The organism is Salinivibrio socompensis S35 (genome assembly GCF_000513715.1).
In the GTDB taxonomy this organism is placed as follows: Bacteria; Pseudomonadota; Gammaproteobacteria; order Enterobacterales; family Vibrionaceae; genus Salinivibrio; species Salinivibrio socompensis.
The window spans coordinates 1-22,115 of sequence record NZ_AQOD01000042.1; the positions used below are offsets into that span (position 1 = coordinate 1).

The following is a 22,115-nucleotide window of genomic DNA, read 5'->3' on the forward strand; positions in this document are numbered from 1 at the left end:
TCTTAGGTTGGTCAGCTTGGCGAGGTGTCACGAGATTGATACTGCTCGGCGATTTTACCCAGAAATTCGCCACGGCTAACGGTGTGAGTCAGCGTACGTGTGGATGTGTGCGCTGATTTACCGGCTAACTTAGCTACATCGACATTGGGAATCGACAGGACTTGCCCCACATGCAGGGTGTTCGAGGTTAAGCCGTTCGCCGACTTTATCGCGGCTATCGAACTTTGATACTGCTTGGCAATGACCGAGAGAGACTGACCTGGACTCACTTTGTGTTTTACCCCGTTTTTACGCGCGGCAAACAAGGTACCGTCAGGGGGGAAACGTTCAAAGTAATTGCGAATACCGTGATAGATAGCATTGGCAAGGCCACGCTGATGGCCGCGCTGGAATAATAAGCGTTCTTCTTGCGGGTTGGAGATAAACCCCGTTTCCACCAACAAAGAGGGGATATCTGGCGATTTTAGCACCGCCAGGCTTGCGTGCTCAGGGCTCGATTTATGTAACTTGGTTACTTTACCCAGCTCTTTTAATACACGCGTTGCCACGTCAAAGCCTTCTTTTTGCGAATTACTAAACTGTAAATCCAATACAGCACGACTTAAATATTCGTCCTCGTTGTTTTGTGCTAACAAAGAGCCGCCACCCAATAAATTCGATTGCTCTTCATGTTTCTCTATCCAGCGACCGATTTCGCTGTTGGCTCGACGGCGTGATAGCACCCATACCGAGGCGCCGCGCGGCTGAGGCTTATGGAAACCATCAGCATGCACCGAAACTAACAAGTGGGCTTTATGTTTGCGTGCGATCTCAGACCGCTGATTTAAATCAACAAAATAGTCACCCGTGCGGGTTAAGACGGCCCGCATGCCCGGCACTGCATTGATGCGAGCGGCCGCTTGCTTAGCAATGGCCAAGTTGACATCTTTTTCCTGCTTACGCCGCGGCCCAATGGCGCCAGGATCGTTACCGCCGTGTCCAGGATCAATCGCGACCACGATGTCCTCAGTCCCAAAGGGTAAGGCCGCAACCGTTTCACGCCGCTTCTTTTCCGCCACTGAGAGTGTTGGCTTGTTCTTATCGACTTTTTGCGCATGGGGTAAATCCACCACTAAACGATGGCCATACTCGCCCCCCGGTGCCAGCGCAAATATATGCGGCTTAGCGCTATCTTTGAGTTCGAAAACCAGTCGATACGTGGTGGCATCAGGCGGGCTACTTTTACGGATTTTAGTCAGAATATCGCTGCCTTTAATCCGCTTTGGCAAACCGGTTGCAAGCTGACTTTGCTTTAAATCGACCACGAGTCGGTCCGGACGCGTTAAAGAGAAATAACTAAAGTCCGCTTTGTCAGCCAGATCAACCACCACTCGGGTTTCGTTTGGTGCCGGCCATACCCGAATATTTTCGATTTTGTTGGCCCAACTTGTTGCACTCAACAAACTGGCGATCATCAAGACGCAAAGTCGCTGCCACATCATGCTAGTCTTCCCATTCTAGACGGTCGATAATCGCCAGCCCAACCGCGGTATTGGCGTTAATAATGAGGTTGCGCTGCTCACCGTCGTAGCGCAGAGTGATATCAAGGTCTGCATGTGGTAGCCAGCCAGCCCCTTTTTCTGGCCATTCAATTAAGCAAAGCGCCTGTTGATTAAAATAATCTCGGATCCCCATAAACTCCAACTCTTCTGGATCCGCCAAGCGATAGAGATCGAAATGATATACTTGCCAAGGTGGTAGCTCGTAAGGCTCAACCAAGGTATAAGTTGGACTTTTGACATTACCGGTATGCCCCATCGCCTGGATAAAACCGCGACAAAACGTGGTTTTGCCCGCGCCAAGATCGCCGTGTAGATAGCAGGTTGTACTTTGCGTACAAGCACGGGAGAGTGCCGCGCCGAAAGCCACGGTACGATCCGCATCGGCTAACTGAGTGATAAAAGTCTGGGTCATACTACTTTGGGATCTCGTCTGTTATTTATGTCATTTTTTGCGCTGATTATTGACGCAAACGCGTTTCTCTAATCCACTAACTGCTGCAAATAGGGCAACAAATCACTGGCAAGTAGCCCTCGTTCGCCTGCCTGAGCGGCATGGTCACCGGCTTTGCATGAAGGTAGCAACCCAGCGCTGCCGCCGGGAATAAATCCACGCCTTGCGCCAGTAAGCTGCCGATCACACCAGAAAGGACATCACCCATTCCCCCAGATGCCATGCCAGGGTTGCCTACATTTGCAACAGCATAATCGGTGCCATCATATACGATCGTTCCTGCCCCTTTAAGCAAAACGACGCCACCATATCGTGTTTGTATCGCTTTGACGGCGGCAAAGCGATCGAGTTCCACCTCTTTTACTTCACAGCCTAATAAGCGAGCTGCCTCGCCTGGGTGAGGCGTGAGAATCCAATCATCGCGGTGTTGTGGTTGCCGCGCTAATTTATTTAATCCATCCGCATCAACAACCTTAGGCGTTCGTGCCGAGAGAGCGATGGCCCAGAGTGCATCTGACCACGCACTCTGGCCAAGTCCAGGCCGATAACAATATGGGTGGCCCAAGACAGGGCATCACCTAATGATTGGCCAGGCGCCCAACTTTGGGTCATCAGCTCAGGCTGGCGCGTGACGAGCATCAAAGCATGATCGTTTTGAGTGACCGCTTTCACCAGTCCTGCGCCTGTACGTAAGGCAGCTTGCGCACAAAGAGTAATCGCACCGGCCATACCATGATCGCCGCCTAGACAAAGTACCCGACCAAATTGGCCTTTGTGTGCGCTGCGTGACCGGGCCGGGAGGCATTGCGTTTTGATGTCGTCACTGATCAATTGCCCAGACGGTGCCGCTTGACGTGCAAAGGCTGTTGCAACATTGAGGCCAGCAAAAATAAGTTCACCGCGATGCGTGACCGCTTGCCCAGTTAATAAGCCTTGTTTTAATGCAATCAAGGTCACCGTGATATCCGCTACGATCGCCACACCTTTTACACAGCCACTGTTGGCGCAAAGGCCTGAGGGAATATCAACCGCCACCACGGGGACGTGGCAGTGATTAATCACACCAATTGCTTGGGCAAAATCGCCTTCAACGGCACGCGACAATCCAGTACCCAAAATGGCATCGACAATGACATCAAACTGCGTGACGGTAGGCTGGGTCTTAATCACGCTTCCACCACAATCTTGCCACTCTTGCCAAGCGGTCGCCGCATCACCACTGAGTTTTTCCGGCGCGACCAATGACCATACCGTGACATTGAATCCCACAGATTTCGCCAACCGAGCAATCACATAACCATCACCCGCGTTGTTGCCGGCACCACAGACGATCAATAAGCGTGCCGCGTTCGGGTAATACTGATTGATGCTATCAAAGACGGCTTGTCCCGCTCGTAACATCAACTGATACATAGGGATATCTAACGCGCGGGCGACAGCCTGTTCGCCCTCACGAACGTGCTCTGCACGATAGAAACTCTGTGGTAAACTTACCGCCATCAACTGCCTCCATTGATTGTACTGCACCCCTTAAGGCCTCAGGATCTACCGCTATGTCGCAACCCACGCCCGATGCATCGATTAATTTCGACCAATTAGCCCAACGTATCAAGCAATGGGGACAAGCGCTAGGCTTCCAGCATGTCGGGATCACGGATGTTGATCTCAAGCAACATGAGGCGCAATTGCAACGTTGGCTCGACAATGGCTACCACGGTGAGATGGACTGGATGGCGCGACATGGCATGATGCGTGCGCGTCCAGACGAGTTGCTTCCTGGCACCGTGCGCGTGATAAGTGTACGCATGAATTATTTACCGCCAGAAGCGGGATTTGCCACCACATTGGCCAATCCAAATTTGGGTTATGTGAGTCGCTATTCTTTAGGGCGCGACTATCACAAACTCATCCGCAACCGCTTGAAAAAGCTGGGGCAGCAAATCGAAGCCGAGGTTGGTCCCTATGGCTATCGCCCTTTTGTCGACTCAGCCCCATTCTAGAGCGTCCGTTGGCAGAGAAAGCGGGATTGGGATGGACAGGTAAACACTCATTGATCCTTAACGAGGAAACCGGATCTTGGTTTTTCCTCGGCGAGCTGTTGGTTGACCTCCCTTTGCCGACTGACACACCGGTTGACAACCAGTGTGGCAAGTGTGTGGCTTGTATGACAAGCTGCCCAACCCAAGCGATTGTCGCTGAAGGGGTGGTCGATGCCCGACGCTGTATTTCCTACCTCACCATTGAATATGATGGCGTGATCCCATTGGAATTTCGTCACGCTATCGGTAATCGCATTTATGGTTGCGATGACTGCCAGCTTGTTTGTCCATTTAATCGCGAAGCCGAGCTCACCTTAGAAGCGGACTTTCACTGCCGTCCAAGCCTTGATCAACAACCACTCAGTACGCTTTTTAATTGGGATGAAGAGACCTTTTTATCCTTGACGCAAGGATCGGCCATTCGCCGTATTGGGATTAAAAAGTGGCGACGTAACTTAGCTATCGCGATGGGCAACGCCTCTTATGACGCGGAAATTGTCGCAAGTTTACAAGCCCGGCACGGGGAAGATGCACTGGTAGATGCGCACATAGAGTGGGCCCTGGGTGAACAAGAAAGTAAACGACAGCGTATTGATGTGACCGAACTCCCTACCGGAACGCGCCGCTTGGTTCGCATCATTGAAAAAGGATTACCTCGGGACGCTTAGCACCGCTAAACACCAGAAAGATGACGCTATTCACATTATGTGGAAAACTATTAAGCAATGCGCGTTGGTGGTGCGTTTTTTGATAGTTAAACACATTGACAAGATATTAAGCGAGCAAGATCACGATAGTGCATAACCTTGTGGAAAAGCGTTAGTTAACCTGGAAAAAGACACACTATTCCCCTTTATTTTCAACAAAATAGAAAAAAAAGACGTTTATTTGTGGTGTGCAACATCAGTTCCGTGCCTGATGACAAGATCACCAGTATGGCGGGCTTTAAAGAATTCATTAACCATGTTATCCACAAAGCAAAACCTGTGGATAAACCTGTGCATTAGTCAATAAAATCACGCTACTACACCGTTTCCAGAGTCAGTACGTAAAGTGTGGATTTGATGCTAGAGATGATGCTTCACAGCATTAAAGACAGCGCTGCATATAACGCCACACTTGTGGTCAACCAAGTGATTGGAGCGACACACGGGGTTCGAACCCGTGACCTCAACCTTGGCAAGGTTGCGCTCTACCAGCTGAGCTAGTGTCGCTTAGAGCGACCTGACCAACGCCAGATCGATATTCAATTTGGAGCGACATACGAGGTTCGAACTCGTGACCTCAACCTTGGCAAGGTTGCGCTCTACCAGCTGAGCTAATGTCGCATTGCCGATGCGTTTCATCGAATTTTAAATTGGAGCGACACACGAGGTTCGAACTCGTGACCTCAACCTTGGCAAGGTTGCGCTCTACCAGCTGAGCTAGTGTCGCTTAGATCGACATGATCAGCATCAGATCGAACTTTAACTTGGAGCGACATACGAGGTTCGAACTCGTGACCTCAACCTTGGCAAGGTTGCGCTCTACCAGCTGAGCTAATGTCGCTTTCAACAGACGTTTCACGTCGTTAGGGCTGCGAATTATACGAAGAAAAAATCGGGTTGCAAGCGCTGATAAGCAAAATGATGATTTTTTCTTTTGAACGCTCAAAAGAGCAACAGATCGACGAAAAGAAATCAGATCGTCAAGATCCTTTCGCGATAGAACTGCAATTCTGCAATTGATTCCCGAATGTCGTCAAGCGCTAAATGGGTACCTTTTTTAGAAAAATCATTTAATATTTCAGGCTGCCAACGGCGCGTTAGCTCTTTCAACGTACTGACGTCTACGGTGCGATAGTGAAAGTAACGCTCTAATGCCGGCATATAGCGATAGAGAAAACGGCGATCTTGTCCCACGCTGTTACCACAAATCGGTGATACGCCTGCGGGCACCCACTGCGATAAAAATGCGACCGTTTGCTCGATCGCATCGTGCTCACTCACTTGACTTTGTTGCACTCGGGCAACCAAGCCAGACTGGGTATGAGTCTGCGTGCACCAATCATCCATTTTATCGAGTTCGCTTTGCGGCTGATGTACGGCCAATACCGGCCCTTCCGCCAGAATATTAAGCTGTGCATCCGTCACAATCGTTGCGATCTCAATGATCTTGTGGGTATCAGGATCGAGTCCGGTCATTTCCAGATCAATCCAGATTAAATTGTTTTCACTGAACGCCATTGAACTTGCCTTTTTTATGGGTAAACCATGTATCATACTGTGCTTGATATGAAAGCCAACTTAACTGATAAGAGTCAACGTGGCAAAAAAGAAAAAGCTTACTAAAGGCCAATTGCGGCGGGTGCGATCAAACCAACAACGTCGGATCAAACAGCACGATAACGACGTACAGTGGGAAGATGCAGCCCTCGAAGCCTCCCGTGAAGGCCGTGTGATCACGCGATTTGGGCAACATGCCGACATTGAAGATCCGCAAACCGGAACAATACACCGGTGTAATCTTCGTCGCTCTGTCAATAGTCTAGTGACCGGTGATCGCGTCGTCTGGCGCCCGGGCAAAGAAGCGCTCGCGGGGTTTGCTGGCGTGGTTGAAGCGGTGCATGATCGCAGGTCCGTCCTCACACGACCTGACTACTATGATGGGGTTAAACCGGTTGCCGCCAACATCGATCAAGTGGTGATCGTGGCCGCGATCCTGCCCGAGCTATCGCTCAATATTATTGACCGTTACTTAATTGCATGTGAAGTGCTCGATATCGCGCCTCTCATTGTGGTCAACAAAGTCGACTTACTTGATGATGAAGGTCGAGAAATGGTCGAGGATCTGCTCGATATCTATCGAAATATTGGCTATTGCTTGGTGATGGTCAGTGCCGATTCAGGCGAAGGTATGCCGACACTGATCGAACAGTTAGATCAACATGTCAGCGTGTTCGTCGGTCAATCTGGGGTGGGTAAGTCAAGTTTGGTCAATACCTTATTGCCCGATGTTCATGCGCAAACGCATCAGGTGTCTGAAAACTCAGGACTGGGGCAGCACACTACGACGGCAGCACGCTTGTATCATTTTGCCCAAGGGGGCGATCTTATTGATTCACCCGGCGTGCGTGAGTTTGGCTTGTGGCACCTTGAGCCGGAACAAATTGCCCATGGCTTTGTCGAATTTCGTGACTATTTAGGTGGGTGCAAGTTCCGCGACTGCAAACATGGCAACGACCCGGGCTGCCTGCTTCGTCAAGCGGTCGAAGATGGCCATATTAGTGTTGAACGGTTTGACAGCTACCACCGCATCATTGAAAGCATGAAAGAGGCAAAAGACAATCGACAGTTCTCTCGCAATAAGCAACTGTGAGCGGCTGTTACGTCACTAATTGATTCGCTACACTGCGCGGCAATCCATAGCACGCACTGAGCGTATTCAGAACTCAATAACTTGTCAGGACAAAACTGTGCGAGACGATTTAAAAGTTGGGCTGCAATATCTTGCGCCGAAACAAGCCCTTACCCGAGTCATGGGTAAACTGGCTAGCTTGAAAGGCGGCTGGTTTACAACCTCGGTGATTAAATGGTTCATTAAGCAATATCAGGTAGACATGGGCGAAGCAAAAGTCAGTGATCCTGGCTACTATCGCACCTTTAATGATTTTTTTGTCCGTGAGCTAAAACCTGCGTTACGTCCAATCGAAGGCGATAACGATACCTTGGTTTTTCCTGCCGATGCCTGCGTCAGTCAAGCGGGACGCATCGAGCAAGGGCAATTAATCCAAGCCAAAGGCCATTACTTTTCATTAACCGAATTAATCGGCGGTGATGAAACGCTTGCGAGCCAATTTGATGAAGGAGAGTTCGCCACCTTATACCTCTCACCGCGTGATTATCACCGCGTTCATATGCCATGTGACGGGGTGCTTCGCGAGATGATTTATATTCCTGGCGATCTCTTTTCGGTTAATCCATTAACGGCAGAAAACGTTCCCAACCTGTTTGCGCGCAATGAGCGTGTCGTCTGTCTCTTTGAGACGGATTTCGGCCCCATGGCACAAATTTTAGTGGGTGCCACCATTGTGGGTAGCATCGAAACCACTTGGGCGGGCACGGTCACGCCGCCAACCGGTGGAAGTATTCGCCGCTGGCAATATCCGACCGAAGGCGAACAAGCGATTCACTTTGTCCAAGGTGATGAAATGGGCCGATTCAAGCTGGGCTCAACCGTTATTAACCTTTTCCCACACGGCGCCCTGCACTTCGACGACCAGGTCACTCCTGGCGCGCCTACGCAAATGGGACAGCCTTACGCTCACCGGCAGGCATAATCGAAAAAATTGTGAGATATGGGGCATTTATGCCCCTTTTTTGTATCGAAATTCGGAGATTTTTCCCGTTAATCAAAGAGCAAGGCTCGTATTATTAGGGTATTCAGTTATCGATAAAGCGCTTGCCAGTCCAACCGTAAGGCATGACGCGGTCGCCCACCAATGACGAAGGAGCGTATTTGTGGTTAATGCTCGTTTTATCAAGTTACTTGTCGCACTCGGCTTACCTTTATTATTACTGCTCATCCCCACCGATTGGTTGCCTATCGCCAATCTCACGATTATTCAGCACCGCTTATTAGCCATCTTTTTAATGGCCGCGCTGCTGTGGGTACTCGAGCCGGTGCCCGTTTTTTCTACATCCTTACTGATTATCACGTTGCAACTAATCATGATCTCAGACAAAGGCTTGCACTGGTTTCGCGGCATCACTCCCCATCATCCGCTTGGGGAACTCATTCCTTATACCGATATATTGAGTGCGTTTTCGTCGCCTATCATCATCTTGTTTATGGGGGGGTTTTCGTTGGCTATCGCGGCTTCTAAATATCAGCTCGACATCAACCTTGCCCGCGTGTTGCTCAAACCTTTCGGCCAACACCCTAAGTTCATAATGCTCGGCCTGATGTTGATCACAGCGGTGTTTTCGATGTTTATGTCCAACACCGCCACCACTGTCATGATGCTGGCTTTATTGGCACCCATTGTCAGTGTGCTCCCCAAAGGCGATCCATTAATTAAAGCCTTGGTGCTTTGCATTCCGGTCGCCGCCAATACCGGTGGGATAGCGACTCCCATCGGCACCCCACCCAACGCGATCGCGTTACAGTATTTAACTGGCGAATATAAAGTGTCCTTTTTAGACTGGATGAAGATGGGTCTTCCCTTCGTGATCGTCCAACTCAGTTTTGCTTGGTGGCTGTTACAACGCCTCTTTCGCAGTCAACACACTCGAGTAGAACTTGCACTAGAAGGCCGTTTTTTGCAAAGCTGGCAGGCTTATACCGTCTATATTACGTTTGCACTCACGATTGTTCTGTGGCTCACCACAGGCGTTCACGGCATGAACACGTATGTCGTTGCCGTAATCCCACTGGCTATTTTTACCCTCACAGGGATCATAGGTAAACCAGAACTCAAACAAATCAACTGGGATGTGCTCTGGCTTGTCGCCGGTGGGATTGCAATGGGTATCGCCCTTGATCAAACCGGTCTCGCGGCAGCCCTCGCCCATGCGGTGGATTACAGTTTGCTCACCGCCATGACCGTTTTGATTACCTTGTCAGTGATTTGTTGGCTCATGGCTAACTTTATGTCCAATACCGCGACCGCAAACTTGTTAATGCCGATTGCCGCGGCAATTGCCTCTTCAATGCCAGCGTTAGCGAGCATTGGCGGCATGCAAGGCCTGCTGATCGTTGTGGCCTTTTCCGCCTCTCTCGGCATGATTTTACCGGTCTCGACCCCACCCAACTCGCTCGCTTACTCCACCGGGTTTATCAGTAGTCAGGATCTGGTCAAAGTCGGCCTTATTCTAGGGGGCAGTGGTTTAGTGCTGGTTTATAGCGGGGTCGTCTTATTAACCTGACATGCGTTCCATTCATGAGACACAAAATCGATAAGCTGTCTCCGTATTGTATAAGTGGATGCTTTCTATCGGTTAAAAATGAGATAACACTGATGATGTAAGGCGTTAGCGGGCTCGAGAGTAAAAACTTTTTTAAATTTTTTACCCTCCTGGCTCAAGCTTTCTACAATTAAGCAGATACTCAGTAAGAAAGTATCGTCATAGTGTGGTAGTACGAGGGATCTTTAATGAAATTTACCATCAAGACCAAAATATTACTTGCGGTTGCTTTGGTCGTGGCCTTAGTTAGTGCAGTACAGGCATGGTTTTCAGTCAATCAACTTGAAGCAGAAACAAAACAAAGCGTCACCGCTCAAATGCGAGATGTGGGGCTATCCACGAGCAACTTTATCGAAGAATGGCTCGACATTCGCAGCAAAATGCTCGTCGCCAATGTACCTTTGATTGCTAGCCAACCGAATGTTGATCGCGAACTGCTGCTGACCAAGCACCAAGGTGATTTTCTTACCGTCTATGCCGGCTTTGCCGATGGAACGATCGCCTATGGCGACAAAACCGAAAGCTGGCCAACCGACTATGACCCCCGTTCACGTCCATGGTATAAGCAAGCCAGTGCGGCAAACGATTTAATTATTACTCCCCCTTATGTCGATGCTAATGGCGCAGGCATGGTCATCAGCTTTGCCAAAGCATTTAATCAACGGTTTGAAGGGGTCATCGCTGCCGACTTATCCGTCGACGCCATTGTTAAAGAAGTACTGAACGTGCGTCTGCCCAATGAAGGCTTCGCCTTTTTGGTCGATAGCAACAACAAAGTGGTCGCCTATCGAGACACCGCGTTAAGTGGAAAAGCGTTAACGCAGGTCGACGATGAGCTCACATCAACTTTCATCCAGAAAGCGAGAAATAGCCAAGCGTTGGGCACAGTAACATTCGATGGTGATGGACGCGAAAAGCTCATTGCGGTCACAAAAGTGGAAGGCGCAAACTGGAGCCTCGGCGTAGTTCAGGACAAACAACTCGCGTTTGCCTCCGTCTCCGAGCAGATTATCTCCACGTTGGTCACGTCAGTTATTTTGTTTGTCATCATCGCCTTAATTGCCGGCGCCCTCATTCACCGCTTGCTCACCCCGTTGACTCAGCTGACTCACGCGGTAAGTTCCTTATCGCAGGGCAGTGGGGACCTTACTCAGCGTCTTGATATTGTGCGCCACGATGAAATCGGTGAGTTAGCCGGACACGTCAATGCGTTTTTGGAGCAGTTGCAAGCGATGATTGGTCGTAGCGTCACCCAAAGTGTGGGGTTGTCTGAACGCGCTGACCAATGCCGAAACCTTGCGCATCAGTCAACCGGTTTAGTCGGACAACAGCAGGGCGATGTGGATCAAATCGCCACCGCGATTCACCAAATGTCGACCACCGCCAATGAAGTGGCCAGCAATGCCGAACAAACCGCCCGTTCAGCCCAAGAAGCAGAAAGCTCATGTCGGGATGGCTTAGAGGTCGTGGAAAGTAACCGCGACGCGATCACACAATTGGCTGAACAGGTCGAACAAGCCACCAATGTGATTCGTGAGCTCGATACGAACTCGCAAAGCATTAATCAAATCATTTCCACCATCCAAGGGATTGCCGAGCAAACCAACTTACTGGCGCTGAACGCCGCGATCGAGGCGGCGCGTGCGGGTGAGCAAGGTCGAGGATTTGCGGTAGTCGCTGATGAGGTACGCGTACTGAGTCAACGCACACACGACTCTACCGAGGAAATCCGCAATATGATCGAAACCTTGCAAAACACAACACAACGTGCGGTGGATGGCATGACGCAAAGTAACGAAATGGCAACGTCCAGCGTCGATCGCGCGGCCTCAGCCAGTGATAAATTAAACGAGATCACACGTGGAATTGGCGATATCTCCGAAATGGCCGCACAGATTGCCAGTGCAGCTGAAGAGCAACGTGCCGTCACCGAAGATATCAATCGCAACACTCAAGCAGTACGCGATTTATCACTGGAGCTTCATCAAAAATCGAGCGAAACAGGGGAACAAGGCGAGCAAATGGCGCAAGATGCGCAGGCGATGCACAGCGACTTATCTAAGTTTAAAGTGTAACGTGCAAAACGCTTGAAAACAGCCACACGATCAAACTGCCTATGCCTATAGGCAGTTTTTTCTATTGGCAGAAAGATCACAAATTCTACCTTCCATCACTTATCCTCCTCACTTATCAACACAATTTGCCTCATTGATCTAACTTTGGTGTAAGTCTTGCGTATACACTCAGGAAAACTGTTCAATGAGATGGAAATGTGTCTATGCCCAAGCCGACAATTAAGCTGAAAATCATTGTGGCTATTGCCTTTATCGTGGCGCTGGTCAGTGCGGTGCTTGCCAGCATTTCTGTGCGTCAGCTCCAAACTGAAACCACTACCAGCATTACCAAACAAATGCATGATGTTGGTGATGCCACCACCCAGTTTATTGATAGCTGGTTAAGCACGCGTGCCGATATGCTGCTGGCGAACGAGACGCTCATTGCCAATAACGCCAATGTCGATCGCGAGCTGTTAGTAACAAAGCGTGCGGGGCAGTTTTTATCCGTGTATGCGGGGTTTAGCGATGGACGGATTGCCTACGGCGATAAAAGTGAAGACTGGCCGGCGGACTACGATCCACGCACACGGCCTTGGTACAAAAATGCGAGTGGGTCGAATGATCTTATCATTACGGAACCCTATCAGGATTTTGACGGTAGTCTCGTCGTCAGTTTGGCGAAATCATTCAATGATCGCTATCAAGGAGTGATTGCGGCGGACGTGACCGTTACCGATATTGTCGATCAAGTACTCAACCTGAAGCTCAGCAATGGTTTTGCCTTCTTGGTCGATGGTGAAAATCGCTTAGTGGCCTATCGTGATACCGATCTAAGCCGCCAGCCGCTTACCGATCTAGATGATGAGCTAACACGCAACTTTATGGCCAATGCCAGTGCGCAACGCCAACTCACCACGTTTGAGCTCAACGGAAAAGAAAAACTGCTTGCCGCGTTCAACGTCCCCAACACCGATTGGACACTGGGTATTGTCGAAGATAAAGCACAAGCTTATGCCTCAGTCTCAGAGCAAATCACCTTTGTCGTGATCGCCTCTGTTATCCTTTTTGTGGTGATCGCTTTTATCGCCGGAGCCCTGATTAAACAATTACTCAAACCGTTGGGAGAATTAACCGCCGCTGTGCACACGCTCTCTGCCGGTGAAGGCGATCTGACTCAAAGAATCAATATTGCCCGTCGCGATGAAATTGGTGAATTGGCTGAGTACGTTAACGCGTTCCTCGCGCAACTTCAGCAAATGGTTGGTAAAGCGGTCAATCAAAGCATGACATTATCGCAAAGCGCGGAAGAATGCCGAACGCATGCGTTGCAATCGAGCCAATTAGTCGATAAGCAGCAAAATGATATCGACCAAATAGCTACTGCGATCCACGAAATGTCGACCACCGCCAACGAAGTTGCCAGCCATGCCGAAGACACGGCTACATCGGCACAACAAGCTGAGCAGTCATGCCAAGAAGGGTTAAGTGTGGTTAGCGATAACCGCGACGCCATCACGCAATTGGCCGAACAGGTAGAACGTGCCACCAATGTGATCCGTGAGCTCGATGAAAACGCGCAGAGCATCAACCAAATTATTGCGACCATTCAAGGGGTGGCAGAGCAAACCAACCTGTTGGCATTGAACGCCGCGATAGAAGCGGCACGGGCAGGTGAACAAGGTCGAGGCTTTGCCGTGGTCGCCGATGAAGTGCGGGTTTTGAGTCAACGTACGCACGATTCCACCGAAGAAATTCGCAATATGATTGAGACGCTACAGCACACCACGCAACGTGCCGTGGATGATATGACACAAAGTAATGAAATGGCGACATCAAGCGTTGATCGTGCGGCGGCAGCAAGTGAGCGTCTCAACCAGATCACCACTGCGATTGGGACGATTTCAGAAATGGCGATTCAAATTGCCAGCGCCGCCGAAGAGCAGCGCGCGGTGACCGACGATATTAATCGCAATACCCAAGCGGTGAAAGATCTCTCCTATGAGATCCACCAACAGGCCAGTGCCACAGGCGACCAAGGTGAAAGCATGGCGCAAGCGGCTCAAGATATGCATCAAGACTTATCGAAATTTAAAGTCTAAACCGATGTCTCTCCTACACGCCGCTTTCGGGCGGCGTTTTTTATCGGTGTTGCCTTGCTACGCGCGCGAAACAGGAAACGCGGTAACACTATCGATATGGTCACACCCCAGTGCCAGCATCACTAAGCGGTCAATACCCAACGCCACTCCCGCACAATCGGGTAAGCCGGCTTCTAATGCCGCGAGTAGATACGCATCGATAGGTTGTGGCGCTAATCCTCGTGCAAGCCGCGCTTGATTATCCGCCTCAAACCGCCGGCGCTGTTCGCAAGCGTCTTGCAGCTCATAAAAACCATTTGCCAGTTCAATCCCTTGGTAATACACCTCAAAGCGATGCGCAACACGTGGATCCGCTGCGCTAATTTTTGCTAACGCGGCTTGTGATGCGGGAAAGTCATAAACAAAAACGGGCGCCTGTAGGCCAATATTAGGCTCCACCATCACCGAGAAAAGCAGTTGTAACAAGGTATCTTTATCCGTTTCATCCTGAGTGATATCTACCAGTCCCTGCGTAGCCGCCAGTGCACGCAGCTGAGGAATGTCCGCAGTTAATGGACACAGCCCGGTAAGCGACTCAAATGCCGTTTGATAGCTCACCCGTGTCGCAGCCTGACACGTTAGTACCGTTTGCAACAACGCGTTCATTTCATCCATCAACTGGTGGTGATCAAAACCAGGGCGATACCATTCCAGCATGGTAAATTCCGGATTATGGTAACGGCCAGCCTCTTCATTGCGAAACGCTTTACTGATTTGGTAAATCGGCCCACTCCCCGCGGCGAGTAGGCGCTTCATATGAAACTCAGGCTGGTCATTAGATGCAAAGCCACGCCGTCAGCGAAGCCAGGCCCCACTAACGACGTTTTAAAGCTATGTAGGTGAACATCGGTCACCGCCGCTTGACTGAGTGCCGGCGTATCCACTTCCCATACGCCACGGTCAGCAAAAAACTGGCGAATGTGGGCCATGATATTAGCCCGCTTTTTCAGTTGTTCTAGCGTCGCAGTTGGTTGCCATTGCGTGATTGGGATCATAAAAAATTCTCTGTTCGCACGAATGGCGCCAGTCTATCGCCAGCAAGCGAAATAACAAGCGCCTTCCTATCTACTTGTTGCGCGATACTTACGTGTCACAGGACGCATTTTTATTGCAAGTATCGCGCGATTTTTCAACTCTATCGAACACTTAGCGATTCATCTCACAGTTTTATGCAATTTAACACGCATACCCGCAAAATCGCGGTAATTCCCCGACTGAATCAATTTTTACGCCGACGAGATTGCCTACTATGACAGCACAACAATAAACAAGCCAAGCACTGGCTTTCCCTATGACACTGGAGGATGAACGTGCGGACCCTCACCACAGATATTGCAGTTATCGGCGCCGGTGGCGCTGGACTGCGTACGGCGATTGCGGCTGCGGAGGCCGATCCCTCTCTGAATATTGCGTTGGTGTCTAAGGTCTACCCGATGCGCTCACACACTGTGGCCGCAGAAGGTGGGTCAGCTGCCGTCATCAAGGACGAGGACAGCTTAGACAACCATTTTAATGACACCGTCAGCGGCGGCGACTGGCTATGTGAACAAGACGTTGTCGACTACTTTGTTAAAAATTGTGCCCATGAAATGGTGCAACTAGAACAATGGGGTTGCCCTTGGAGTCGCAAAGACGACGGTAGCATTAACGTGCGTCGATTCGGCGGCATGAAAGTGGAACGGACATGGTTTGCCGCGGATAAAACCGGCTTCCACATGTTGCATACCTTATTCCAAACATCGATCAAATACCCACAAATCCAGCGCCTAGACGAGTATTTTGTTGTCGATTTGATTATCGATGAGGGGCAGGTACAGGGATTGATTGCCTTACACATGGCAGAAGGTGAGCTCGTCTGTATCAAAGCCAAGTCGGTGGTATTGGCAACCGGCGGTGCCGGCCGAGTGTATAGTTGTAACACCAATGGTGGCATTGTCACGGGGGATGGCATGGCCATGGCGTACCGTCACGGGATCCCACTACGCGATATGGAGTTTGTGCAATATCACCCAACCGGCTTACCGGGAACAGGCATCTTAATGACCGAAGGCTGCCGAGGTGAAGGCGGCATCATCGTCAACAAAGACGGTTACCGTTACTTGCAAGATTACGGGATGGGCCCAGAAACACCGGTCGGTCAACCGAAGAATAAATACATGGAGCTTGGGCCGCGAGATAAAGTGTCGCAGGCTTTTTGGCACGAGCAACAAAAAGGCAACACCATCAAACACACGCTCGGTGATGTCGTACATCTCGACTTGCGCCATCTTGGTGAGGAATACATTCAGGAACGCCTACCCTTTATCTGTGAGCTGGCGAAAGCCTATGTCAATGTTGACCCAGCCAAAGAGCCGATCCCTATCCGCCCAACCGTACATTACACCATGGGCGGTATCGAAACCGACGCGCAAACGGAAACACGCGTTAAAGGCCTTTTTGCGGTCGGTGAGTGCTCTTCTGTTGGCTTGCATGGTGCTAATCGCCTTGGTTCAAACTCGCTCGCTGAGCTCGCCGTCTTCGGCCGTTTAGCCGGTGAAGGCGCCGCCAAACGCGCCAGCAGCTTTACAGATTGGAACCAAGCGGCGATCGACGCCCAAGTTCAAGACGTGAAAGCGCACATTGATCAGCTGCTCTCTAATCAAGGAGAAGAAAACTGGGCCGACATTCGTCGCGAGCTCGGGGAAACGATGGAAGCCGGTTGTGGTATTTATCGTCGAGAAGACTTAATGCAGGCTACGATTGATAAAATCACCGAACTAAAAGCGCGCTACAAAAATATCAGTATTCAAGATAAAGGCAGTGTGTTTAATACCGATCTGCTGTACGCCATTGAAGTAGGCTACGGCCTAGAAGTCGCCGAAGCCATGGCACATTCCGCGATACAGCGTAAAGAGTCACGCGGCGCACACCAACGCCTTGATGAAGGCTGCACCAGCCGTGATGATGAAAACTACCTCAAGCATACTTTGGCGTTCTATCAAGCAGATCATGGCCCTCGCATCGACTATGGCGATGTCAAAATTACCAAGTCACAACCGCAAGCACGACTGTATGGCGAAGCGGCAGAGCAAGCGAATCGTGACAGCGCCGACCAACAAGAGGAGCAAGCAAAATGACGCAAGCTACCTATCAGGTCTCCGTGCTCAAGTATGATCCCGCAACGGATGAGGCCCCCTACACCCAAGACTTCGTGGTCACCGGTGACGAAACCATGTCGGTTCTGGATGCGCTGGGTTATATCAAAGATAACCTGGATAAGTCACTGTCTTATCGCTGGTCTTGTCGCATGGCCATTTGTGGATCGTGCGGCATGATGGTCGATGGCGTGCCAAAGCTGGCCTGTAAAGCATTTTTACGTGATTACCCCAAAGGGGTACTGATTGAGCCTTTGGCTAACTTTGCGATCGAAAAAGATCTGGTGGTCGATATGACACCATTTATTGAACGTCTTGAAGCGATCAAACCCTATATTTTAGGGAATGACCGCCGCCCCGAAGACGGACCTAATACGCAAACGCCCGAACAAATGGCGCGCTACAAGCAATTCGCGGCCTGTATTAATTGCGGGCTTTGTTACGCGGCGTGTCCGCAATTTGGCCTCAATCCTGACTTTTTAGGTCCCGCTGCCATTACACTTGCGCATCGTTATAACCTGGACAGTCGCGATGGGGGGCAACACGAGCGTATGCCACTGATTAATAGTGATAACGGCGCATGGGGATGTACGTTTGTTGGCTATTGCTCACAAGTCTGCCTAAGGGGTCGACCCGCGGGTGCCGTCAACCAAGGAAAAGTGGCCTCCACGCAAGATATGGTGATCGCCATGTTTAATCCCAATAAAGAAGGGAAGGAGGTAACAGGATGAGTAACCGTAAACCTTATGTACGGCCTATGCCTCGTACTTGGTGGCTGCACCACCCGTTTTATCGCTTCTACATGATACGGGAAGCAACTGTGCTGCCTTTAGTCTTCTTTACGCTAAGCCTAACTGCGGGCTTAATTTGCTTGGTACAAGGCCCACAGGCTTGGCAAGGGTGGCTCGACTATATGGCCCATCCTGTTGTGGTGCTACTGAACCTGGTTGCGTTAATCGCCAGCTTATTCCATGCCACCACCTTTTTCAGCATGATGCCGCAAGTCATGCCGATTCGCATCAAAGGAAAGCTATTGGAGAGTAAATGGGTGATTGGCGCACAATGGGGCGCGGTGGCTGTAGTATCGCTGATCGCCTTAGTGCTCATTTAGGAGGTGTTATGATCGATCCCAAACCAAAACGTTCCGATGAGCCAATTTGGTGGAGTTTATTTGGCGCAGGGGGAACTTGGTTCGCCATGTTTACCCCTATTACCGTGCTGATATTGGGGATCTTGGTGCCGCTCGGTATTATTGATCCCAGCGCACTTAGCTATGACCGTGCCATGATGTTTGCCGAACATTGGCTAGGCAAGTTACTTATCTTAGCCACCTTGGCACTACCCATGTGGCATGCGATGCACCGTATTCATCACGGGTTGCACGATCTTAAACTGCATATCGGCCTAGCAGGGAAAGTCGTCTGTTATGCCCTTGCATTTGCAGTGAGTGTGGCCGCGGTACTCTTAGTTCTCATTATCTAGAAATAGTCTGGCCGAAAAAAGCCCTGAATCAGGTTACTGAGTCAGGGCTTTTTATCATCGAAAGTGCTTATTTTACGCGGCTGACATATTCACCAGAGCGCGTATCCACTTTGAGCACTTCGCCAATTTGAATAAACAAAGGCACACGTACGACCGCGCCGGTGATCAATGTCGCTGGCTTACCCCCCGTGCCTTGAGTGTCCCCTTTCAGGCCTGGATCCGTTTCCGTCACTTCAAGCTCAACAAAGTTGGGGGCATCACCACAATCGGATCGCCGTTCCATAGGGTAAGGGTACAGGTGTTGTTTTCAACCAACCATTTGACGTTCTCACCTACAGCGCTTTCATTGGCCGCGATTTGTTCAAACGTTTCGTTGTTCATAAAGTGGAAAAATTCACCGTCGGTGTAAAGATAGTCCATATCCACTTCAATCACGTCAGCCGCTTCGACCGTATCACCGGACTTAAAGGTTTTCTCCAGGACTTTACCAGAGATCAGCTTACGGATTTTGACCCGGTTAAAGGCTTGGCCCTTACCTGGCTTCACAAATTCATTTTCGGTAATGACACACGGCTCGTTATCGAGCATAATTTTCATGCCGCCGCGGAATTCATTGGTGCTGAAAGACGCCATCTTGATCCTCTTAACATCTTCGAGTTTTCACAAATGTCGCACATCATAACCCGAATCCAACCTACTGTTGAGCGAAACTGGATCAAAGAACTCGCAGAGGCGATCACAGATCCCAGTGAATTACTGCAACTGCTTGATATTTCATCATCTGATTGGGAAGCTGGATTTAACGCGCGTCGTCTTTTCTCACAACGGGTTCCACGTAGTTTTGTCGCCAGAATGGAAAAAGGCAATCCGCATGATCCGTTACTCAAACAGGTATTGCCAGTTGCGGAAGAATTTAACGAGATAGAGGGGTTTAGCGCCGACCCGCTTGAAGAGCAAGATAACGATACGCCTGGGCTACTACATAAGTACCACAACCGTGTATTACTGATCGTTAAAGGGGGTTGTGCGATCAATTGTCGCTATTGCTTCCGTCGCCATTTCCCTTATCAGGACAACAAAGGTAGCAAACGCATATGGCAAGGTGCATTGGATTATATCGCTGCTCATCACGAGATCGACGAAGTGATCTTATCCGGCGGCGATCCCCTGATGGCTAAGGACGATGAACTTGATTGGCTCATCAGTGCCATAGAGCAAATTGGTCATGTGAAACGGCTACGCATTCATTCACGGCTACCTGTGGTGATCCCCGCGCGCATCACCTCAGCGCTGACTGAACGTTTGTCTCGCTCACGTTTACAAGTGGTGATGGTCACCCACATCAATCATGCCAATGAGATAGATAACGAATTAAGCGATAAGCTCCACACACTGAGACGAGCCGGTATCACGCTACTCAACCAAAGCGTGCTGCTAAAAGGGGTGAATGATAGCGCGGATGCACTGGTGGCACTGAGTCAACGACTGTTCGATGCCAGCGTTTTACCTTATTATCTGCATGTATTGGATAAAGTCCAAGGCGCGGCCCACTTTTTAGTCTCAGATAATGAGGCGCGCGCATTAATGCAGGAAATCGTCAGCCAGCTTTCAGGATACTTAGTGCCTCGGCTTACCCGAGAAATCGGCGGTCGGGCAAGTAAAACGCCGCTTGACCTCCATTTAGAATAGTTATCACCACTTTTTATTTAAATACCCTATTGATTTATCCTTAATTCAATGGCTTATTAAAAGGAAAGCTCACCACAAGGATGTGTTATGTCTCTGATTATTCGCCAATACCACGCCGACGACATTCCAGCGATACGTGACATTTACGCGCAACCCAATGCTCAAGCTGGCACCTTGCAATTGCCGATGCCCACTATATAGCGCGTACCCGCTAATCAAGCCATTCAGGCATGCTGTCGGGTTTAGCGTAACTCAGACGGCCAACACGATCGGTAGTGTGATAACTGTCTAAGCCACTCAAGGCAACGGTGCCTGCTTGCTCAATGTCGACAAAGCCACCCTCACTGACACAACTGTCCGGCACATGCGCTTCGATGATTTCACCCACTAACAAGTGAGTACCATTGATCGCCATCGTATGCTCTTCACGAAGAATAAGGCCGAGACGAATCGCCGCTTCTTGTACAAAAGGAGCGCCAATCTGTTCCCTCCATAAAGGCGTCAAACCGACTTGGTCGAATTCTGATACCCCCTGAGGGTAACGCGCTGACGTTTGGTGAGCCGCGACGATCATCTCTTTTTGTACGTGATTAAGTGTATAAAAACCTGTTGCTCTAATGTTTTCTAACGTATCCCGTGGCACGGTATCAGGGCGAATGATCACCCCCATCAACGCAGGGTTTGCCCCGAGATGAAACGCAGAGCTCACAATACATAAATTGGTGTGTTGGTTTGTATCACTTGAGCCCAATAAGTTGGCTGATTTAAATCCTGACAAGCTATTTACAAAAGTCGCACGGTGGCGTTTTTCCATCGCTGCGATAGCTTCTTTCTCATACACGCTCAGTGACATGGGCTTCCTTATTTAATCTGACATTGTTGGCAGCGTGCTTGGCCCGTCAAAATCGCCGAGATCCGATAACGGTGCTGGGCAAAGAAAAGATAGGCTTTGTCAGCAAACCACGCAATAACTGGCCAGCGCAACCAACTCACCCAAGCACCTTTTCCTACCGCATCCCACGCTAAATAGGTTGCATCCAAACCATACACCATTTGCCCATTACTATCTTGTGCATGCAAAATACGATTCGCCAAGCTGGGATCAACATTGGGAAAATCACTGGAAAAATCCGCTTGGTGAATATCAACCAATCGCAGCGCATCGCCGCTATCCCAATGCGAGAGTTTACGCATTTCTTTCACACATAAAGGACACATGCTGTCGTAAAACACCGTTACCATAATGGTACCTCCTAGGTTACCAATACGCGCCGGCGGGGACACACGATCAAAAAAGAAAGCCCTGACCGTCAGGCCAGGGCTTCATAGACTTCTCGTCCAGGTTTTAAAACCATAAAAAAGCCCCGACCGTGAGGTCAGGGCTTGATGTTTTTTATCATAGTCTTACGCATATCTGCTTTGATAATTAAATTTTCGCTAATTAAGGCCTAATGATTAAGCTCTAATTAGGTTATCTTGTTTGATGCGATGAGGATTTTGAATCGAGACGCGCAGTGTATGCCAATACATGAGCATCGCAGATATCAAAAGCATCGAGCTATCAACAAGATAAGCAATGAGAGCCTGGCGATGTCCTACTCTCACATGGGGAGACCCCACACTACCATCGGCGCCTGCT

The 22,115-nt window shown here is 49.9% G+C and carries 16 protein-coding genes, 4 tRNA genes and 4 pseudogenes; 11 read left to right on the top strand and 13 right to left on the bottom strand.

The features are described from left to right. Positions 1-11: 11 nt before the first annotated feature. The 3 genes and pseudogenes from DZ54_RS0106105 to DZ54_RS19560 form a co-directional block, all read right to left on the bottom strand. Complete coding sequence (locus DZ54_RS0106105) at positions 12-1,481, bottom strand: N-acetylmuramoyl-L-alanine amidase (RefSeq protein ID WP_025673441.1); 1,470 nt, start codon at positions 1,479-1,481, stop codon at positions 12-14. A gap of 1 nt (position 1,482) precedes the next feature. Next, positions 1,483-1,953 carry a tRNA (adenosine(37)-N6)-threonylcarbamoyltransferase complex ATPase subunit type 1 TsaE gene (gene tsaE / locus DZ54_RS0106110; RefSeq protein ID WP_025673442.1) on the bottom strand — a complete coding sequence of 157 codons (471 nt, stop codon included), beginning with the start codon at positions 1,951-1,953 and terminating at the stop codon, positions 1,483-1,485. A gap of 76 nt (positions 1,954-2,029) precedes the next feature. Next, a pseudogene (locus tag DZ54_RS19560) lies at positions 2,030-3,492 on the bottom strand (NAD(P)H-hydrate dehydratase). Between the two features lie 80 nt (positions 3,493-3,572). On the opposite strand from DZ54_RS19560, the pseudogene queG reads away from it, so the two are divergent. Then, positions 3,573-4,699 (top strand): annotated as a pseudogene (gene queG / locus DZ54_RS19565) (tRNA epoxyqueuosine(34) reductase QueG). A 470-nt stretch (positions 4,700-5,169) separates the two neighbouring features. Here the strand turns inward: queG and DZ54_RS0106130 are convergent. The 5 genes from DZ54_RS0106130 to orn all read right to left on the bottom strand — a co-directional run bounded on the left by DZ54_RS0106130 (position 5,170) and on the right by orn (position 6,256). Next, positions 5,170-5,245, bottom strand: a tRNA-Gly gene (locus DZ54_RS0106130). Between the two features lie 38 nt (positions 5,246-5,283). Then, positions 5,284-5,359, bottom strand: a tRNA-Gly gene (locus DZ54_RS0106135). A gap of 30 nt (positions 5,360-5,389) precedes the next feature. Beyond that, positions 5,390-5,465 (bottom strand) — tRNA-Gly (locus tag DZ54_RS0106140). 38 nt (positions 5,466-5,503) lie between these two features. Then, a tRNA-Gly gene (locus tag DZ54_RS0106145) sits at positions 5,504-5,579 on the bottom strand. A 131-nt stretch (positions 5,580-5,710) separates the two neighbouring features. Further along, positions 5,711-6,256 carry an oligoribonuclease gene (orn, locus tag DZ54_RS0106150; RefSeq protein WP_025673443.1) on the bottom strand — a complete coding sequence of 182 codons (546 nt, stop codon included), beginning with the start codon at positions 6,254-6,256 and terminating at the stop codon, positions 5,711-5,713. A 79-nt stretch (positions 6,257-6,335) separates the two neighbouring features. Here orn and rsgA point away from each other — a divergent pair, with 79 nt between their 5' ends. The 5 genes from rsgA (at position 6,336) to DZ54_RS0106175 (ending at position 14,132) form a co-directional block, all read left to right on the top strand. After that, a complete protein-coding gene (gene rsgA, locus DZ54_RS0106155; RefSeq protein ID WP_025673444.1) occupies positions 6,336-7,388 on the top strand; it encodes a small ribosomal subunit biogenesis GTPase RsgA in 1,053 nt (350 codons plus the stop codon). 97 nt (positions 7,389-7,485) lie between these two features. Then, positions 7,486-8,349, top strand: coding sequence for an archaetidylserine decarboxylase (asd, locus tag DZ54_RS0106160; RefSeq protein ID WP_025673445.1), 864 nt, complete (start codon positions 7,486-7,488; stop codon positions 8,347-8,349). 181 nt (positions 8,350-8,530) lie between these two features. Then, a complete protein-coding gene (locus tag DZ54_RS0106165) occupies positions 8,531-9,937 on the top strand; it encodes an SLC13 family permease (RefSeq protein ID WP_025673446.1) in 1,407 nt (468 codons plus the stop codon). Between the two features lie 227 nt (positions 9,938-10,164). Then, the gene (locus tag DZ54_RS0106170; protein ID WP_025673447.1) at positions 10,165-12,051 is read left to right on the top strand and encodes a methyl-accepting chemotaxis protein; all 1,887 of its coding nucleotides are present in this window, start codon (positions 10,165-10,167) and stop codon (positions 12,049-12,051) included. A gap of 203 nt (positions 12,052-12,254) precedes the next feature. Continuing rightward, complete coding sequence (locus DZ54_RS0106175; protein ID WP_025673448.1) at positions 12,255-14,132, top strand: methyl-accepting chemotaxis protein; 1,878 nt, start codon at positions 12,255-12,257, stop codon at positions 14,130-14,132. Between the two features lie 57 nt (positions 14,133-14,189). On the opposite strand, the pseudogene epmA reads toward DZ54_RS0106175, so the two are convergent. Then, positions 14,190-15,166, bottom strand: a pseudogene (gene epmA, locus DZ54_RS19570) (elongation factor P--(R)-beta-lysine ligase). A 315-nt stretch (positions 15,167-15,481) separates the two neighbouring features. On the opposite strand from epmA, the gene frdA reads away from it, so the two are divergent. Genes frdA through frdD form a run of 4 tightly spaced genes read left to right on the top strand, consistent with a single transcriptional unit; the run spans position 15,482 to position 18,787 of the window. Continuing rightward, positions 15,482-17,287, top strand: a complete 1,806-nt coding sequence (gene frdA / locus DZ54_RS0106185) for a fumarate reductase (quinol) flavoprotein subunit (RefSeq protein ID WP_025673449.1) — start codon at positions 15,482-15,484, stop codon at positions 17,285-17,287. Then, complete coding sequence (locus DZ54_RS0106190; RefSeq protein WP_025673450.1) at positions 17,284-18,036, top strand: succinate dehydrogenase/fumarate reductase iron-sulfur subunit; 753 nt, start codon at positions 17,284-17,286, stop codon at positions 18,034-18,036. Before frdA ends, DZ54_RS0106190 begins: the two co-directional genes overlap by 4 nt. Then, positions 18,033-18,416, top strand: a complete 384-nt coding sequence (gene frdC, locus DZ54_RS0106195; protein ID WP_025673451.1) for a fumarate reductase subunit FrdC — start codon at positions 18,033-18,035, stop codon at positions 18,414-18,416. The genes DZ54_RS0106190 and frdC overlap by 4 nt, the downstream gene beginning before the upstream one ends. 8 nt (positions 18,417-18,424) lie before the next feature. Beyond that, positions 18,425-18,787 carry a fumarate reductase subunit FrdD gene (gene frdD, locus DZ54_RS0106200; RefSeq protein WP_025673452.1) on the top strand — a complete coding sequence of 121 codons (363 nt, stop codon included), beginning with the start codon at positions 18,425-18,427 and terminating at the stop codon, positions 18,785-18,787. Positions 18,788-18,854: 67 nt separating this feature from the next. On the opposite strand, the pseudogene efp reads toward frdD, so the two are convergent. Further along, positions 18,855-19,420: pseudogene (gene efp, locus DZ54_RS19575) on the bottom strand (elongation factor P). 33 nt (positions 19,421-19,453) lie between these two features. Between efp and epmB the strand changes: the two are divergent. Then, positions 19,454-20,476, top strand: coding sequence for an EF-P beta-lysylation protein EpmB (gene epmB, locus DZ54_RS0106210; RefSeq protein ID WP_025673453.1), 1,023 nt, complete (start codon positions 19,454-19,456; stop codon positions 20,474-20,476). 211 nt (positions 20,477-20,687) lie between these two features. On the opposite strand, the gene DZ54_RS0106220 is transcribed toward epmB, so the two are convergent. The 3 genes from DZ54_RS0106220 to DZ54_RS25470 form a co-directional block, all read right to left on the bottom strand. Continuing rightward, positions 20,688-21,329, bottom strand: coding sequence for a flavin reductase family protein (locus DZ54_RS0106220; RefSeq protein WP_025673454.1), 642 nt, complete (start codon positions 21,327-21,329; stop codon positions 20,688-20,690). 8 nt (positions 21,330-21,337) lie between these two features. Then, a complete protein-coding gene (locus DZ54_RS0106225; RefSeq protein WP_051415932.1) occupies positions 21,338-21,718 on the bottom strand; it encodes a thiol-disulfide oxidoreductase DCC family protein in 381 nt (126 codons plus the stop codon). Between the two features lie 213 nt (positions 21,719-21,931). Further along, a partial coding sequence (locus tag DZ54_RS25470; protein ID WP_205619369.1) for a hypothetical protein occupies positions 21,932-22,115 on the bottom strand: 184 nt, incomplete at its 5' end.